16 protein-coding genes and 2 tRNA genes are annotated in these 17,041 nt (G+C 57.3%); 10 read left to right on the top strand and 8 right to left on the bottom strand.

Features of this window, described 5'->3' with window-relative positions:
- Positions 1-21: 21 nt before the first annotated feature.
- Complete coding sequence (locus CPter91_RS07180; RefSeq protein ID WP_061938860.1) at positions 22-1,842, top strand: FAD-binding oxidoreductase; 1,821 nt, start codon at positions 22-24, stop codon at positions 1,840-1,842.
- Positions 1,843-1,971: 129 nt separating this feature from the next.
- Here the strand turns inward: CPter91_RS07180 and CPter91_RS07175 are convergent, their stop codons facing one another.
- Positions 1,972-2,751 (bottom strand): alpha/beta fold hydrolase, encoded by a 780-nt coding sequence (locus CPter91_RS07175; protein WP_236906034.1) that lies wholly within the window; start codon positions 2,749-2,751, stop codon positions 1,972-1,974.
- Positions 2,752-3,006: 255 nt separating this feature from the next.
- On the opposite strand from CPter91_RS07175, the gene CPter91_RS07170 reads away from it, so the two are divergent.
- The gene (locus tag CPter91_RS07170) at positions 3,007-3,999 is read left to right on the top strand and encodes a HEAT repeat domain-containing protein (RefSeq protein WP_061938856.1); all 993 of its coding nucleotides are present in this window, start codon (positions 3,007-3,009) and stop codon (positions 3,997-3,999) included.
- Between the two features lie 271 nt (positions 4,000-4,270).
- On the top strand, positions 4,271-4,840 hold the full coding sequence (locus CPter91_RS07165) for a DUF4272 domain-containing protein (RefSeq protein ID WP_061938854.1): 570 nt from the start codon (positions 4,271-4,273) through the stop codon (positions 4,838-4,840).
- A gap of 184 nt (positions 4,841-5,024) precedes the next feature.
- Here CPter91_RS07165 and CPter91_RS07160 read toward each other — a convergent pair.
- Positions 5,025-5,101, bottom strand: a tRNA-Met gene (locus CPter91_RS07160).
- An 85-nt stretch (positions 5,102-5,186) separates the two neighbouring features.
- Positions 5,187-5,263, bottom strand: a tRNA-Met gene (locus tag CPter91_RS07155).
- A 185-nt stretch (positions 5,264-5,448) separates the two neighbouring features.
- On the opposite strand from CPter91_RS07155, the gene CPter91_RS07150 reads away from it, so the two are divergent.
- The 4 genes from CPter91_RS07150 to CPter91_RS07135 all read left to right on the top strand — a co-directional run bounded on the left by CPter91_RS07150 (position 5,449) and on the right by CPter91_RS07135 (position 8,834).
- Positions 5,449-6,033: an NUDIX hydrolase gene (locus CPter91_RS07150; RefSeq protein WP_061938852.1), complete on the top strand. Its 585-nt coding sequence runs from the start codon at positions 5,449-5,451 to the stop codon at positions 6,031-6,033.
- Positions 6,034-6,051: 18 nt separating this feature from the next.
- Positions 6,052-6,795: a leucyl/phenylalanyl-tRNA--protein transferase gene (aat, locus tag CPter91_RS07145; protein WP_061938850.1), complete on the top strand. Its 744-nt coding sequence runs from the start codon at positions 6,052-6,054 to the stop codon at positions 6,793-6,795.
- A gap of 165 nt (positions 6,796-6,960) precedes the next feature.
- Entirely contained in the window at positions 6,961-7,686 is a 726-nt protein-coding gene (locus CPter91_RS07140; protein ID WP_061938847.1) for an arginyltransferase, read from the top strand.
- Positions 7,687-7,790: 104 nt separating this feature from the next.
- Entirely contained in the window at positions 7,791-8,834 is a 1,044-nt protein-coding gene (locus CPter91_RS07135; protein WP_061945936.1) for a quinone-dependent dihydroorotate dehydrogenase, read from the top strand.
- Positions 8,835-8,894: 60 nt separating this feature from the next.
- On the opposite strand, the gene CPter91_RS07130 is transcribed toward CPter91_RS07135, so the two are convergent.
- The 5 genes from CPter91_RS07130 to cysT all read right to left on the bottom strand — a co-directional run bounded on the left by CPter91_RS07130 (position 8,895) and on the right by cysT (position 14,459).
- Positions 8,895-10,106: an NYN domain-containing protein gene (locus CPter91_RS07130; RefSeq protein ID WP_061938844.1), complete on the bottom strand. Its 1,212-nt coding sequence runs from the start codon at positions 10,104-10,106 to the stop codon at positions 8,895-8,897.
- Positions 10,107-10,510: 404 nt separating this feature from the next.
- The gene (locus CPter91_RS07125; protein WP_061938842.1) at positions 10,511-11,500 is read right to left on the bottom strand and encodes a CysB family HTH-type transcriptional regulator; all 990 of its coding nucleotides are present in this window, start codon (positions 11,498-11,500) and stop codon (positions 10,511-10,513) included.
- A gap of 10 nt (positions 11,501-11,510) precedes the next feature.
- Complete coding sequence (locus CPter91_RS07120; protein ID WP_061938840.1) at positions 11,511-12,605, bottom strand: sulfate/molybdate ABC transporter ATP-binding protein; 1,095 nt, start codon at positions 12,603-12,605, stop codon at positions 11,511-11,513.
- Positions 12,602-13,447, bottom strand: coding sequence for a sulfate ABC transporter permease subunit CysW (gene cysW / locus CPter91_RS07115; protein ID WP_061945934.1), 846 nt, complete (start codon positions 13,445-13,447; stop codon positions 12,602-12,604). The genes CPter91_RS07120 and cysW overlap by 4 nt, the downstream gene beginning before the upstream one ends.
- Before the next feature lie 136 nt (positions 13,448-13,583).
- Positions 13,584-14,459: a sulfate ABC transporter permease subunit CysT gene (gene cysT, locus CPter91_RS07110; RefSeq protein WP_061938837.1), complete on the bottom strand. Its 876-nt coding sequence runs from the start codon at positions 14,457-14,459 to the stop codon at positions 13,584-13,586.
- A gap of 396 nt (positions 14,460-14,855) precedes the next feature.
- Between cysT and CPter91_RS07105 the strand changes: the two genes are divergently transcribed.
- From CPter91_RS07105 to CPter91_RS07095, 3 genes are all read left to right on the top strand, one after another.
- Positions 14,856-15,179 carry a hypothetical protein gene (locus CPter91_RS07105; RefSeq protein ID WP_061938835.1) on the top strand — a complete coding sequence of 108 codons (324 nt, stop codon included), beginning with the start codon at positions 14,856-14,858 and terminating at the stop codon, positions 15,177-15,179.
- A gap of 69 nt (positions 15,180-15,248) precedes the next feature.
- On the top strand, positions 15,249-15,524 hold the full coding sequence (locus tag CPter91_RS07100) for a hypothetical protein (RefSeq protein ID WP_150119641.1): 276 nt from the start codon (positions 15,249-15,251) through the stop codon (positions 15,522-15,524).
- A 97-nt stretch (positions 15,525-15,621) separates the two neighbouring features.
- Positions 15,622-17,040, top strand: a complete 1,419-nt coding sequence (locus CPter91_RS07095; RefSeq protein WP_061938829.1) for a sensor histidine kinase — start codon at positions 15,622-15,624, stop codon at positions 17,038-17,040.
- Position 17,041: the final 1 nt, after the last annotated feature.

The raw sequence follows: 17,041 nt of genomic DNA, 5'->3' as shown, positions 1-17,041 counted from the left end.
TTTAACTGCCAGGTGCTCGAAATGAAAAGAAGAAGCTTTTTAAACTGGTCCATATCTTTGACACTGGCATCCTTGACGAATGGCGTCTTGATAACTCGCGCCATTGCCGCACTGAACACCCCTGGCGCATCGTGGAGACGCGCCCGGCCGGGCGACGCATCCTGGCCCGCGAGTGCAGCCTGGGAAAAATTGAAGCAAGCCGTGAATGGCAATTTGATCAAGGCAGATCCGCTATTTGCGCCTTGTGTTTCTGAGCCAGCGGGCCCCGCCTGCAAGGATGCGCTACAAAATATGCGCAATCCCTTTTATATCGGCGATCAACCTGGAGGTACCCAGGTCTCGGGCTGGCTGAACGCCTGGATGCCGGAGCCCAGCGTCTATGCGATAAAGGCGCAAAGTGCGGCGGATGTGGCGGCGGGAGTGAATTTTGCCCGTGAAAATAAGCTGCGCCTGGTAGTCAAGGGCGCCGGGCACAGCTATCAAGGTACCTCGAATGCGCCGGACTCTTTGCTGATCTGGACTCGGGCGATGAATCAGGTCACGCTCCATGAGCATTTCGTCCCGACAGGCGGCGAAGGCAAAATCGCACCTGTCAGTGCCGTGACTTCAGGGGCGGGCGCGGTCTGGATCGATCTGTATCACGCAGTGACAACCGTGGCAGGACGTTACGTTCAAGGAGGCGGCTGTACCGATGTCGGCGTCGCAGGGCTGATCCAGAGTGGCGGTTTCGGCAGTTTTTCGAAGGGATTTGGCAGCGCCGCGTCGAATTTGCTGGAGGCTGAAATTGTGACTGCCGATGGACTGGTGCGCGTGGCGAATACACATACAAACCCCGATCTGTTTTGGGCCATCAAAGGCGGCGGCGGGGGAAGCTGGGGGGTGGTGACGAAAGTCACGCTGCGCACCTACGCCCTCCCCGAGTATTTTGGCGCTGCATGGGGAAAGATCAAAGCGGATTCGGATGCTTCATTTCAGCGATTGATCGCACACTTCCTGGATTTTTACGCCAGCAATCTCTTTAATCCGCACTGGGGTGAACAGGTTACATTCGCGCCGGACAATACACTCAAGATTTCGATGGTATGCCAGGGGCTCGATGGCCAACAGGCGAAGCGGATTTGGCAGCCATTCTTTGACTGGGTAAATGCATCATCCAAGGATTTATTCATCGTGGACGACCTGAGCGCCGGAGAATCCAAGGCACGCCATTGGTGGGAAATTGAAGGCAACCATTCCATGATTCCAGACAAACGCGAGGGCGCGCCGAAATACCACGGCTGGTGGACTGGCGATCAAGATCAGGTTGGTGTTTTTTTGCATGGCTATGATTCGCTCTGGCTACCCTCGTCCCTGCTTGAATCTGAACACCGCCAGCAATTCGCTTATGCCTTATTCCAGAGCAGCCGCCATAAAAATTTGCAACTTCATTTCAATAAAGGCCTTGCGGGCGCTTTGCCGGAGACGATTAAAAAGGCAAGGGACACCGCTACGAATCCAGCTGTTTGCAATGCCTTTGCACTGGTTATCATTGCCGATGGAGAAAAACCTGCCTATCCGGGACTTTCCGGTGCAAGTGTAGACGTCGACGGGGCCGTTAAAGATGCCGGCCAGATCGATCTGGCTGCGCAAGCCTTCTATAAAATAGTGCCCAATGCAGGCTCCTACGTTTCAGAAAGCAATTATTTCAATCCCGATTGGCAGCAGGCCTTTTGGGGAGAAAATTATTCCAGGCTGCAAACCGTCAAGAAAAAATATGACCCCGATGGCTTGTTCTTTGTGCATCACGGCGTAGGAAGTGAAGAATGGAGTGCCGATGGCTTCACTCGCATATCTCGGGGCTGATCTGAACCTCTGTGCACGCCGCGCAGCTCAACTGCAGTCCATACCATCAGCGTCCGGTGCGCATGAGCGCGTCGTTTGCTGTCACTTGGATAGGAATACGGAGTAGTCCGCTCAAAAACGAGTTCATCTTTAAGCCTTGGCACGCAAGAAGCTCCTGACCGCTTCGGCAAATTCATCGGGTAACTCGTCATGGATAGTATGGCCGGCGGAAAACTCCAGATAAGTGCAATCGGGATGATTAGCCCGCATCCACTGCCCATCTTCCGTTCGCATGTCCCTGCTGCGCGTACCGTGCAACAGCAGCACAGGACATTGCAGTTGCAGCCAGTCGCCTGACCAGTCGCCAGTCACGGCTTGCTGGGAGCGGGCTATCCAATGCGGGTTGAAACGAAAACCCCAGCCATCCTCATACTCGCAAACGCTATCCAGGAAATATCGGTCACCGCTTAGCCCTTGGTCGGCCAGCAGTTCTAGCAAATCGGACAGGCTGGCGTAACGATGCGGCCAGTCGGCGGCGAACCCGATCCTCGGGGAGACGTGCACGCCGATGTCTTCCACCACCAAAGCACTAACCATAGCGGGATGCTGCGCTGCGAATTGGTAGGCATTTACTCCGCCAAGCGAATGCCCTAGCAGAAACAGCGGGCGTTCCGGACTCAGATGCCTGGCCAGGTTGCGTATGTCCCTGACATAAGCGCCTCTGGAGCAATCCTCAGGATGCTCACTCCAGCCATGGCCGCGCTGATCCAACGCCACGACGCGATAGTCCTGCGCCAATGCCTGTGTCAAAGGCGAAAAATTGCGGGCGCAGCCAAAGTGCCCATGCATTGCCAGCAATAACGGTGCGTCGACGCCGGAATCGAGGTAAGACAGGCAGACGCCGTCACTATCAAAAGTAAATCTTTTCATGCCCAATTATTCTCAAGCAGTTAAACCGGTTGGAGTCTACATTATTTTTTTAATTGTTAATTTCCTCGGTTAACAGACAAGCGCTATTTGCTGTGATGTGAATGAGACAGAGAGGGGGGCGAGCTCACACTTTATCTATTTGTCAGATATTTAACAAAAATATAGAATGCCCCTGCTCATCGCTAATGCGAGAAGCACTTCAGGAGGTCGCCCGATACGGGCTCCAAAAATAATACTAAGAAAGGCAGCAAATAAATGAAATTATGTAATAACGCATTACGAAGCGTCACAGGTATTGTCATATCGATCGCTTTCCTATCCGGCTGCGCGATCAATATGAAAGTGCCCATTAAAGATCCGGTTTCGTCCACCGGAACGTATGACACAACTAAAACAATACCTGAGACAGTTTTATTATTTAAGGATGAACAATCGGAGTCGGACAAGGCGCAGATTCTAAGCGGTACGATTCCAATGCAAATGGTTTACCAGGACAAGCCATTTGATGCAGTCTCCTGGATTGCCAAGCAGACAGTCAAGGAAATGAATGCCCGCAACCTGCCGGTTAAACTGGCAGCAGCTGGAGAGAATGGCACCGGCATTCTGATCAAGCGTATTCATATTGAAAATCATCGCGTTAGCGGCTTTTCGCCTTTCGTGACATTCACATCTTTGCGCGCCGACGTCGAGACCGCTGACGGACCGCAGCGTGTCACGGCTTATATCAAGCGCGCCAAAGTGCCGGTATGGAGCTTCGATGAAATAATCGATCCAACCTATAACGATTCGCTATCGCTCTTGATCAAGGAACTGGCCGCCAAGATCAACCAAAAACTGTTCCATCAGATGGTAAGCACTGAAACGGTCACTGCTTTAATCGACAAAATCAACAAAGATGGAGCAACACGGAGCGACTCATATCTGGACGTCTATCAGCTCGGTTTTAGCAACAATCCTGCTGCGATACCGGAACTGGTAAAACTGAGTTCACACTCAAGTGAATATGTTCGACTTGCAGCCCTTTCATCACTGGGCATTCTAAAGGCAACCGATCAGTTGAAGTTTCTTACCGACCGTTACGAATCAACTGGCGGCATATGGCAAGACCGTGCCATGGCGCTGAAAGCGATTGGCGATCTGGGAACGCCAGAAAGTCAGGCCTATCTGCAAAAACAGCGGGAAAATTTCAAGAATAAGACTGACAAGGAAGCGCGCTGGACAAACGAAATCATCGCGTTATACCTGTAATTGGTCTTTCGGTAAATTGCGCCACTCTATACCTCTAAAGCACGTCCGATGACGGACACATGGTATCAAAGAGAAATTAAGCTACCAAACAAGAAAATCTAGCCAGAAATGAAAACGGACCAACTACAAAGCAAGTAGCTGGTCCGTCTTTTATTGGTTGCGGGGGCAGGATTTGTACGTTATATACCTATCAGGCTGAAATAACGTACCCGCCCCATGGGCACAGTTTCTATTCTCGCCAACCGATTAATTAGAATATCAAGAGTCATACATGGATGAAATTTTTGAAGAGGACGCGCAAAAGCCACGCTCTGCCAAAGATGTGGCAGAGAGACTACTAGCACTAATGGCAATAACAAGTCGCGCATTTGAAGACGTTGCAGAGCAAAGCCTATCCTGGGTTAAGGAAAACAAAATTGATTTGTATTTTTCAAGTGAGGAAAAGAGCTTTTACTTCAGCCAAATCAAGCCACGTGATAAAGATCGAACTAATTTTAGCTGGCGTCTGGAAGCAGCAATTCCGTTGATATGGGCGCTCGGCGGTATGGAAACACTTCCGCCGTTAACAGAAAGTGCGAAAATTAGCGATTACGAAATTACTAATTTAGCGTACGACAATCCGCAAAAATTTTTAGCAAGCGTAGAGCTTCGGTCCAATGCCGAAATAGAAGAAGCCGAGTCGGAGCATTACAACCAGCATTGGCGAGTGCGAGATGCCCAGCTTTTTAAGAAACCCATGCCTGTGGAGCTTGACCCAAGTATCGTCTATGAGCGTCGTTATGCCTTGAGCTGGCTCGTTGGTTATGGCGATGATTGGGATAACGTACCAACAGACACCTGACGGGTCTCTACAAAAACTGCGTGACCTGGTGATGGCTCAAATTGTCCCCATTTTTGCCCAGGATTACGGCTTGGCGATAAAGCAGCTAGTTTCGGGAAAATTCAAATTGAACTCCGAGGTGACGAAGTCTGAGCCAAAATGAAAACGGACCAACTACTAAGCAAGTAGCTGGTCCGTCTTTGATTGGTTGCGGGGGCAGGATTTGAACCTACGACCTTCGGGTTATGAGCCCGACGAGCTGCCAGACTGCTCCACCCCGCGTCTGAATATAAAAAGCCTTAAGCGATTTCCACTTAAGGCTTGATGCGCAAAAATAGCCTGATATTGCCAGCCTTCTTGCTGTAACTGGTTGCGGGGGCAGGATTTGAACCTACGACCTTCGGGTTATGAGCCCGACGAGCTGCCAGACTGCTCCACCCCGCGTCTGAAGAATGAAAGTATATATCGTATTGCGGTGCAATGCAACCAATACTGACAATTGTATTAAGAAAGCATATGGCGTTTGGGCAATGCTAAACTCCTCAACTAGCCTGTTATGCTAGGCATTATTCCCAATCAACACGATCGTGAGCCCGCTTCACTGTCGTTCAAACCAGATACCGGTGTCTATGAAATTCTGTTCCGAATGCGCGCATCCCGTCAGCCTGCAAATCCCGCCGGATGACAACCGCATGCGTTATGTCTGCAGCAACTGCGGCGCCATTCATTATCAAAACCCGAAAATGGTGATCGGCTCGATCCCGGTCTGGGAACGGGACGGTGAATTGCGTGTGCTGCTGTGCAAGCGCGCGATCGAGCCGCAATACGGTTTCTGGACCTTGCCGGCCGGCTTCATGGAAAACGGCGAAACCACCAGCGCCGCGGCGCAGCGTGAAACCGAGGAAGAAGCCGGCGCGCGCATCCAGTTGCATGAGCTATTTTCCTTGCTGAACGTGCCGCACGTACACCAGGTGCACCTGTTCTACCGCGCCACCCTGCTGGATATCGATTACGCCGCCGGCATCGAAAGCCTGGAAGTGGCCTTGTTCACGGAAGCCGAGATCCCGTGGGAAGAGATCGCCTTCCCGACGGTCGAGATCACCTTGCGCGCCTTCTTCTCCGACCTCAAGAAAATCCGCCAGGAAGACGGCCATTTCAGCTTGCATACGCAGGACATTTTCAAACCCATGCGCCCTGGATTGGCGCCGAAATAAGCTAAGGCCGGAGCCGCCATGATCCCCTGGCTTGAGCTGGACAGTCCATTTCCCGACGTCAGCACCGCGCTCACCGAAGAGGATGGCGCCGGCGGCTTGCTGGCGGCCGGCGGCGACCTGTCACCACGGCGCCTGTTGGACGCCTATCGCCATGGCATCTTCCCCTGGTTCTCGGAAAACCAGCCTATCCTCTGGTGGAGCACCGATCCGCGCATGGTGCTGCAGACCGACTGCTTCGCCATCTCTGCCAGCCTGCGCAAGACCTTGCGCAAGGTGCACCGCAGCATGCATTGCCCCGATGGCGACCGCCGCTGGCAAGTGCGTTTCGACTTCGCTTTCGAGCAGGTCATGCGTGCCTGCGCGGCGCCGCGGCGCGATGGCGCCGGCACCTGGATTTCGGAAGACATCGTGGCCGGTTACCGCGCCTTGCATAAGCTCGGCTATGCCCATTCCTCGGAAGTGTGGCTGGACGGCAAGCTGGTCGGCGGCGCCTATGGCGTCAGCATCGGCCGCATGTTTTACGGCGAATCGATGTTTACCCGGGTCAGCGACGCTTCCAAGATCGCCCTGGCTTACCTGGTGCATTTCCTGCGCCGCCACGAAGTCGGCATGATCGATTGCCAGCAAGAGACCGGCCACCTGGCGTCGCTGGGCGCGCTGCCGATCCCGCGCAGCGAGTTTCTGCTGCACTTGCAGCAAGCGACCCGCCATCCGCAGATCCACCACTGGCAGCCGCTACCATTATTTAGCGACGTTGTTTAGCGACGTTGTTTAGCGACCTTGTTTAGCAATAAGCGGCCTTATGCAAACCTGAATTACGGTGTAAATTAGCAGTGTCGGCAGCACAATGAAAATGCTGCCCTACGTTGATCCAGCCAGACCGTTAAACGTGATGAAATCCAGAGATTCAGATCAGCCGGAATGCACATGACGCACTTAAAAGATCTGCCATTTTCGACACTGCAGTTTTACGCCACTGCGCCCTACCCGTGCAGCTACCTGGAGCACCGCCAGGCACGTTCGCAGGTGGCGACGCCGTCGCACCTGATCAATGCCGACGTCTATTCGGAACTGGTGAAGAACGGCTTCCGCCGCAGCGGCATTTTTACCTACCGCCCTTATTGCGACGGCTGCCAGGCGTGCACGCCGGTGCGCACGCTGGTGGCGTCGTTCCAGCCTAACCGCAGCCAGCGCCGCGCCTGGGAGCGGCACTGCCACCTCACTACGCTGGTGACCAACCTGGCGTATGTCAACGAACACTACGACCTCTACCTGCGCTACCAGACCGCGCGCCACAGCGGCGGCGGCATGGATCAGGACAGCCGCGACCAGTACGCGCAGTTCCTGCTGCAGAGCAAGGTCAATACCCGGCTGGTGGAATTCCGCGAAGCCGACGGCACCTTGCGCATGGTCAGCATCATCGATGTGCTGAATGACGGCCTGTCATCTGTCTATACATTTTACGATCCCGATGTGCCAGGCGCCTCCTACGGCACCTACAACGTGCTGTGGCAGATCGGCCAGGCCAAGCAGCTCGGCATGCCCTATGTCTACCTCGGCTACTGGATAGAAGAAAGTCCGAAAATGGCTTACAAAGTCAACTTCCAGCCGCTGGAAGCACTACAGCAAGGGCAATGGAGTGCGTTAGAATAGCTGCCGCTGAATAGCGCATGCAGCGCGCCGCCACCATCACTGGCGACGCTGTTGTTTCGCTAATTTCCTATCAATCTGCACCCTTTTATACAGCCGCCTCTATCGTGCCCGCCAAACTCCTGTACGCCTTCGCCCGCCCTGCCCTGTTCTCCCTCGATCCGGAAGCCGCCCATAACCTGACTTTGCCGGCTCTGCGCCGCGCAGCCGCGCTGGGGCTGACCTCGCTGCTAGGCAAGCCGGCGGCCGATCCGCGCACGGTGATGGGCGTCACTTTCCCCAATCCGGTCGGACTGGCAGCCGGGCTGGACAAGGACGGCGCCTATATCGACGGCCTGGCGGCGCTCGGTTTCGGTTCGATCGAGATCGGCACGGTGACGCCGCGCGCCCAGCCGGGCAACCCGAAGCCGCGCATGTTCCGCCTGCCGGCCGCCAACGCCATCATCAACCGCATGGGTTTCAACAATGGCGGCGTCGATGCTTTTGTCGCCAATGTCCAGGCTTCGCGCTTCTACCAGGAACGCCAGGGCGTGCTCGGGCTGAACATCGGCAAGAACGCCGACACGCCGATCGAACGCGCCGCCGAAGACTATCTGCATTGCCTGGCAAAAGTCTATCCCTACGCCAGCTACGTGACGGTGAATATTTCGTCGCCCAACACCAAGAACCTGCGCCAGCTGCAGGGCGCCTCCGAACTCGACGCACTGCTGTCGCGCTTGAAGGAAACCCAGCAACGGCTGGCCGACCTGCACAAGCGCTACGTACCGCTGGCGCTGAAGATCGCACCGGATATCGACGCCGAACAGATCAAGACCATCGCCGATGCCTTGCTGCGGCATAAGATCGACGGCGTCATCGCTACCAACACCACCATCAGCCGCGAGGCCGTGCGCGGCTTGCAGCACGAGAATGAAGCCGGCGGCCTGTCCGGCGCGCCGGTGCTGGCGCTGTCGACCAGCGTGGTGCGCCAGTTGCATGGCGAACTGGGCGACGCCCTGCCGATCATCGGCGTCGGCGGAATTTTCAGCGGCGCCGATGCGCAAGCCAAGATCGCTGCCGGAGCAGCGTTGGTGCAACTGTATAGCGGCTTGATTTATCGCGGCCCTGCGCTGGTGCGCGAATGCGCGGCGGCGCTGCGTCAGAAAAGCTGACGCCAGCGAAGTAGCGGCCTGGCCGCTACCGTTACAGCATCAAATCGCCGCCATCCTGCATCAAGCCTCGTCGGACTTGGCTTCCGTTTTACGCGGGCGGCGGCTGCGTGCAGCCGGCTTGCGGGGTGCTTTGACTGCCTTGACCGGCGCTTCCTCCGGCGGCTGAGGCGGCGCTTCGATCACTGCCGGCGTTTCCGGCGCAAGATTGACCTCCTGCGCGGCGACTTGCGGCGCAGCCTCTGCGGTTTTCTTTGCCGCCGGCTTGCGGCCGCCGCGTCCCTTGCGGCGCGGTTCCGGTTTGTCGCCGTTGTCTTCAGCTTCAACCACAGCTGCCTCTGTCGCCGAAACCATCGTGGCTTCGGCTACTTTCGGCTGCGGCGTTTCCACCGGCTGTTCGACCACGGCTTCGGCGGCAATCGTGCCGCCATGATTGCCAGTACTGCCATTGCCACCGCTGCTTCGATACACGTAAGTCCCCGATTTCTCGTCACGGCCGAATTCCAGCAGGCCACGTGCCTGCGCTTCTTCCAGCAAGTTGCCGAAGGCGCGGAAGCCGTAGTACGACTCGCTGAAATCGGGCTTGCGCCGTTTGATCGCCTCTTTCAGCACGGATGCCCAGATCTTGCCGCTATCGCCGCGTTCGGATACCAGCGCCTCGAAAGTCTCCACCGCCATCTCGATCGCCTGGTTCCTGCGCGCCTCCAGCTCTGCCTTGCGGCGCTTCTCTTCGTCGGGCGAACGCTTGGCCGCCGGCTGCGTTTCGCGCGTGCCGCGCTTGGCGGCGGTGCGCCGGCTCTCGCGCACCAGGTCATCGTAAAAAATGAATTCGTCGCAGTTGGCGACCAGCAGGTCGGAAGTCGATTGCTTGACGCCGACGCCGATCACTTGCTTGGCGTTCTCGCGCAGCTTGGAGACCAGCGGCGAGAAATCGGAGTCGCCGCTGATGATGACGAAGGTATTGACGTGCGATTTCATGTAGCAAAGATCGAGTGCATCCACCACCAGGCGGATGTCGGCTGAATTCTTGCCGGACTGGCGCACATGCGGGATCTCGATCAGCTCGAAATTGGCCTCGTGCATGGTGGCCTTGAATTCCTTGTAACGCTCCCAGTCGCAGTAAGCTTTCTTGACGACGATGCTGCCCTTGAGCAGCAGGCGTTCCAGCACCGGCTTGATGTCGAATTTCTCGTATTTCGCATCGCGTACGCCGAGGGCGACGTTTTCGAAGTCGCAGAACACTGCCATGCTGAGGTTTTCCGGGGATGAGGCCATAAATTGATTATTTTCCAGTGATAGTCGGGCTTGAAAGGCTGGGCTTGAAGGGTTGAGCTTGACGGGTTGAGCTTGACCATCATGCGCTACAGCGGACATCCAAGCTATCGATTATAGCCAACTATACGGGGGCGACGAGATGCGGCGTCCGTAACAAGTTACCCACAGAAATTGTGAACATGCCTGTGGATAACTCCGTCAACTCAGCACCAAGTCGTTGATCTGTAAGGATTTTCCGTCGCTGGTACGGAAACACGCAAAAAAAAGCCCGCCAGGCCTTGCGGCAGCGGGCTGAATCCGAACCTAGAGAGGGGATTCGGAGGAGACAGACGAATCGTAGCGTTGCAATATGACGGCAGCGTGACCAGAACGCTGCCGGCAGCGGTTTAGAGCATGTTCTCGGATCAGGCGATCTTCAGGATGCGCTCTTCGAAATCTACCTTGTGTACGCTGCTGCCAGCGCTGTGCGGCTCCGCATGCAGCGCTTCGATGATATCTTCGCGCTTCAGCTGCGGTGCAAACTGCAAGATGAAATCGAAGGTATACGAACGCAGGTAGGCGCCGCGCCGCACCGCCAGCCGTGTCACATTGGACGCCAGCAGGTGCGACACATCGATCGTGCGCAAGCCGTTCTGGCTGCTGTGCTCGGTCGCCATCGACGCCACCAGGCCGATCCCCAGTCCGAGCGCCACATATTGCTGGATGACGTCGGAATCCATCGCCGTCAGGACGATGTCCGGCGTGATGCCTGCGGTGCGGAAGGCATCGTCGATATGACCGCGGCCGGTGAAGCCGATGTCGTAGGTAATCAAGGGATAGGCAGCGAGGTCGGCCAGGCTGATCGGTCCATCGACCGCCAGCAGCTGATGGCCTTCCGGCACCACCAGCACGTGGCTCCATTCGTAGCAGGGGAATGAAATCAGTTCCTTGAACTGGGTCAGGCCCTCGGTGGCGATGCCGACATCGGCCTTGCCCGAGATGACCCAGTCGGCGATATGTTCCGGCGAGCTTTGCTGCAAGGCGATGCGGACATCCGGGAAACTGGCGCGGAAGCCCTGCACCACGCGCGGCAAGGCATAGCGCGCCTGGGTATGGGTGGCGGCGATGGTCAGGGTGCCGCTGGTTTCGCCGGAATATTCCTGGCTGGCCTGGCGCAGGTTTTCTGCTTCCTGCAGCAGCCGTTCGACGATCTTCAAGATGCCCTTGCCCGGATCAGTCAGGCCGATCAGGCGCTTGCCGTTGCGAATGAAGATATCGACGCAGAGCTCTTCTTCCAGCTCACGGATCTGGCGGCTGACGCCGGGTTGCGAGGTGAACAGGACATTGGCCACTTCAGTCAGGTTGAAACCGCAGCGGGCTGCTTCGCGGATCGAACGTAATTGCTGAAAATTCATTGTATTCTCCTTAGCGGATGGAAGGCTGATCGACGAACACCTGCAGGCGGCGCGGACGCACCAGCAGGGTTTCGCCATCTTTCAAATTGAGTTGCTGGAAGCGTTCGCTGGAAATCACGGCTTCGATCAGGCCGGCGTCGCCGTTGTCATTGGCGCTGCTGTCGCTGCGCTGCAACTCCAGCTGCGCCAGCGGGCCGATGGCGTGGGCGCGCTTGAGCTGCACTACGATGCCCTCGCCGCCGGCGCTGTAGCGGTCGATCTCCAGATCATGCGGCCGCACATAGCCGATGCCTTGCACATCGTCGGCCTCGGCATGGTCGGGCGCGGCGAAACGCATGCCGCCGCTGTCCAGCACGCCCTGGTGCACTCGCCCATGGAACAGGTTGACGTTGCCCAGGAAGCCATACACAAAAGGCGAAGCCGGATTGTCGTAGACCTGCTGCGGCGCGCCTGTCTGCTCCACGTTACCCTTGTTCATCAGCACGATCTGGTCCGCCACCTCCAGCGCTTCTTCCTGGTCGTGGGTGACGAAGATGCTGGTGACATGCAGTTCGTCGTGCAAGCGCCGCAGCCAGCGCCGCAGTTCCTTGCGCACCTTGGCATCGAGCGCACCGAACGGTTCGTCCAGCAGCAGTACGCGCGGCTCCACCGCCAACGCGCGCGCCAGGGCGATACGCTGGCGCTGGCCGCCGGACAGCTGCGGCGGGTAGCGGTCGGCCAGCCAGTCCAGCTGCACCAGCTCCAGCAGGCGCGTGACCTTTTCGCGGATCACGCTTTCGCTTGGGCGCTGGGCGCGCGGCTTGACGCGCAGGCCAAAGGCGATGTTTTCAAAGACGGTCATGTGCTTGAACAAGGCGTAATGCTGGAACACAAAGCCGACCTGGCGCTCACGCACATGGCGGGCAGAAGCATCTTCGCCTTCCAGCAAGACCTGGCCGCTGTCCTGCCCTTCGAGGCCGGCGATAATCCGCAGCAAGGTGGTCTTGCCGCAACCGGACGGTCCCAGCAGCGCGGTCAGTTCGCCGGTCGGGAATTCCAGCGACACATTGTTGAGGGCGACAAATTCGCCGAAACGCTTGTTGATGTTGCTTACCTGGATGCTCATGCCTGCTCCTGTCCTGATGGTTGTGCCGGCTGATGCAGTGGCTGACTCAGTGGCTGATGCCGCAACGGCACCGTTTCCCGCAAACGCCATTCGATGAACGATTTCAGCGCCAGCGTCAGCAGCGCCAGGAACGCCAGCAATGAAGCCACCGCGAAAGCGGCCTGAAAGTTATATTCGTTGTACAAGATCTCAACCTGCAAGGGGATGGTGTTGGTCTCGCCGCGGATATGGCCGGACACCACCGAGACCGCGCCGAACTCGCCCATGGCGCGCGCATTGCACAAGATCACGCCGTACAGCAGCCCCCACTTGATATTCGGCAGCGTCACATGGCGGAAAGTCTTCCAGCCGGAAGCGCCCAGCACCAGTGCCGCCTCTTCCTCTTCGCTGCCCTGTGCCTGCATCAGCGGAATCAGTTCGCGGGCGACAAACGGAAAGGTCACGAACACGGTCGCCAGCACGATGCCCGGCACGGCAAACAGAATCTTGATGTCGTGTTCTCGCAGCCATGGGCCAAACCAGCCTTGGGCGCCGAACAGCAAGACATAGATCAGGCCGGAAATCACCGGCGACACTGAGAACGGCAGATCAATCAGGGTCAGCAAGATGTTCTTGCCACGGAATTCAAACTTGGCGATAGTCCAGGAAGCTGCGATGCCGAACACCAGGTTGAGCGGCACGGCTATCGCCGCCGTCAGCAAGGTCAGCTTGATGGCGCTGACCGCATCCGGTTCGATGATCGCGGCCAGATAAGCTTCCCAGCCTTTCTTGAAGGCTTCGGCAAATACCGACAGCAGCGGCACCACCAGGAACAGGGTGAGGAACAGCAGCGCCACGGTCATCAGCAATGCGCGTACCCACAACGGCTCCAGCGTTGCATTCGGCACGTGGATCGGTTCGCCGCGCGGTTGCGGCCTGGTTGCGGACGCCGTTGCATTGACAGCAGCCGGATTGAAATTACTGGCGGTGGCGCTCACGTCAGGCTCCTGTGGACTGGCCGCGCTTGCGGGTCCAGGCTTGCAATACATTAATCGCCAGCAGCAACAGGAACGATGCTGTCAGCATGACAACAGCGATTGCCGTGGCGCCGGCATAATCGTACTGCTCCAGTTTGGTAATGATGAACAGCGGAGTAATCTCCGACACCATCGGCATGTTGCCGGCGATGAAGATCACCGAGCCGTATTCGCCGGTGGCGCGAGCGAAAGACAAGGCGAAGCCGGTCAGCAAGGCCGGGAAGACCGTTGGAAAGATCACCCGGGTAAAAGTCTGCCAGTGATTGGCGCCGAGGCTGGCGGCCGCTTCTTCCAGCTCTTTCTCGGCATCTTCCAGCACCGGCTGCACGGTGCGCACCACGAACGGCAGGCCGATGAAGGTCAGCGCCACCAGTACACCCAGCGGCGTAAATGCGACCTTGATGCCGAGCGGCTCCAGGTACTGGCCGATCCAGCCGTTGCTGGAATACAGCGCGGTCAGGGCGATGCCGGCTACTGCTGTCGGCAAGGCAAACGGCAGGTCGACCAGGGCGTCGATCAGCTTCTTGCCGGGGAATTCGTAGCGCACCAGGACCCAGGCCACGATGCCGCCGAAGAAGGCATTCAGCAGCGCTGCTAATAGAGAGGCGCCGAAAGTCAGGCGATAGGAAGCCATCACCCGCGGCGACGTGACGGCGGAAATGAAGCCATCCCAGCTCAGGGTGAAGGTTTTGAGGAATACGGCCGACAAGGGGATCAGTACGATCAGCGCCAGGTAGAACAGCGTAAACCCGAGCGACAGGCGAAACCCGGGCATCACGCGAAACGGTGCGGCGGGCTTGCTGGCAAGGCTGTTAACGGGAAAAGCGGCGGCGGTCATGCATCGTCCTCTTATTACAAATACGGCTAAAGAACGATGATATTCGCATCGGTTTGTTATAAAGAGAACGAACTTTTTTGCATGTGCATAGAATCAATTTGCATAAGGGAAATACCGAATATCCCCCATTCAACTCTTTCTTCATTGCTCTCAAGGCAAGTAAAAAGAATGGTGATTTCCCCGTAAAACCGCCTTTTGCGGGGCTAGCGGCAGTTCTGGCCGCCGAAAGAGCAATAAATCCGATGCAGTCCAGTCCCGCTTTTTTGTATTCTGTCCCGCATTTCCTGCAACTTGTCGCAAGCAGCTGGCGACTTGTCCTGCCCCTCCCTAAAGTGACGACATGCAACAACGTTAGCCAACTAAATCAGTCACTCAGTCACTTACCGGAGAATACAAATGAACACAGCAAACAAAACCCTGATCGCCGCCCTGTCCATCGCTACCCTGGCTTTCGGCGTCAGTTCGGCACAGGCAGCGCCACAGCAAGCTGAAGTCTCGACACTGCCAACCATCACCATCATCGGCAAGCGCCCAGTCCACAGCGACCTGCTGGCAACCGTGACCATCGTCGGCAAGCGCCTGACAGCGCAAGAAAAGCTGGCCCTGGCACAGCAGGATGACAGCCTGCCGACCATCACCATCATCGGCAAGCGTCTCAGCCGCGATCAGAAAGCCGTACTGGCGCAAGGCGAAAGCAATCACAAGAAAGCAGTCATTTAAGACCTTTATCTGCTACTTAGGCATCGCTTAGGCATCGTTTAGTCGCAGATCCACACCCGGAGAATGCAAATGAACACGTCATCAAAATTACTGGTCGCCGTCACCTTGTTAGCGACCTTGAGCGTAAGCGCAGTACCAGCCATGGCCGCCGCCTGCGCAGCCAAGCAAACCGTCGCCAAGGCAGACGACATCCCGCTGCTGATGCCGCCCATCGTTATCGTCGGCAAACGCCTGACGCCAGAAGAAAAAGCCATGTATGCCGCGCAAGACCGCGCCCTGAACATGAAGAAAATAGCACGTAAGAAAAACGCCAGTACCGCGACCGCAGCGCTCAGCGCGCTTTGACACCGAATTCCGTAGCAAAACGGCCAGACTGCTGGGTCCGTTCCGTTTAAAATGGCGGCAACTTTGAAAGTTGCCGCACAACCTGGTTTGCCACTCTATGACTCCTGAATCGCTCGACTCGCTGAAGAAAAATACTTCCACTGCCACAGCTTACCTGTCGCAGAGTTTCGACAAGATAGCGAGCTGGGTGACGCAACTCTCATGGTGGAAGTTTTTCCTGTTCGCGATACTGGTCATGATCGGCGCCAGCATCTTGCAAGAAACGCTGTTCTCTTCGAATGACGACGTGGTGATCATCGACCGCGTCAGCCGACATGACAGAAAACCGCCCTCCAAGCCGAGCAAAGCCGGTCCGGGCAATGCCGATATCCGCATCGATGGCAGCGGTGTCCATATCAAGGCTTATACCTACGACGACAGCAGCGATGCAGCCAGCACACCGGCCTCGTCCCCAGCGAGCCCTGGGCCGATGGATGAAGATAGCGACAACGAAGCCGCCGGCAAGACTGCGTCGGCCGCGTCCGACGCCAAGCAGGAACACAAGGAGCCGCCCGCACCACCGGCGGCGCCGGCCGCACCGACCGCTCCGAACGCCGCCAGCCTGGACCTGAAGCTACCGCCGGACGCAGCCCAGGACGTCAACCAGGCCATCAACGACGCCGTCGCCGCGATTCATGAAGCGGCCGCCGAAAAAGCCGAGCAGCAGGTTGCCCGCTATCAGAAGAAGTCGTCGGAATGGTTCGTGAATTTTGTGCTGCTGCTACTGATCGGTCTGTTCGGCACCAAGGCTTTGATGGGCGGCAAAAAGCGCGCCGAAGCGCGGGCCCAGGCAGCCAACGCCGCCGCCGAGCACGCCAACCTGCAGCGCGAAGTATCGGAAGCCAAGATGCAGATGATCCAGGCCCAGGTCGAGCCGCACTTCCTGTTCAACACCCTGGCCTCGGTCGATTACCTGATCGAAACCGATCCGCCACGCGCCTCGGCCATGCAAAAACGCTTGATCCAGTATCTGCGCGCCGTGCTGCCGCAAATGCGCGAAACCGCTACCGTCACCACGCTCGGCCGCGAAGTCGACATCGTGCGGGCTTACCTGGACTTGCTGAAGATGCGCATGGAAGAACGCCTGACCGTGGACATCCAGGTTTCCGATGGCCTGCGCAGCGCCGCCTTCCCGCCGATGATGCTGCAATCGCTGGCGGAAAACGCCATCAAGCACGGCCTGGAAAGCAAGACCGACGGCGGCACCTTGCGCATCAAGGCAGAAGTCGCCGACAATAAACTGCGCGTCAGCGTGACCGATGACGGCCTCGGTTTCGGCGCCGTCGCCAGCAACGGCACCGGGCTGGGATTGCAAAGTATCCGTGATCGCCTCAAACTGTTGCACGGCAACGCCGCCCAGCTGGAGATCGCGCCCAACACACCGAGCGGCGTATGCTCGACGATTGAAGTACCTTACCAGGTCGTCGGCAACGGCAAGAAAGCGCCGGCACAAGACTCAAATTCGCCACAGAAGTAAC

The sequence above is a fragment of the Collimonas pratensis genome (assembly GCF_001584185.1).
GTDB classification, from domain to species: Bacteria; Pseudomonadota; Gammaproteobacteria; order Burkholderiales; family Burkholderiaceae_D; genus Collimonas; species Collimonas pratensis.
Note: the sequence above shows the minus strand (reverse complement) of the source record. Positions and strands in the feature narration are given on the sequence as shown.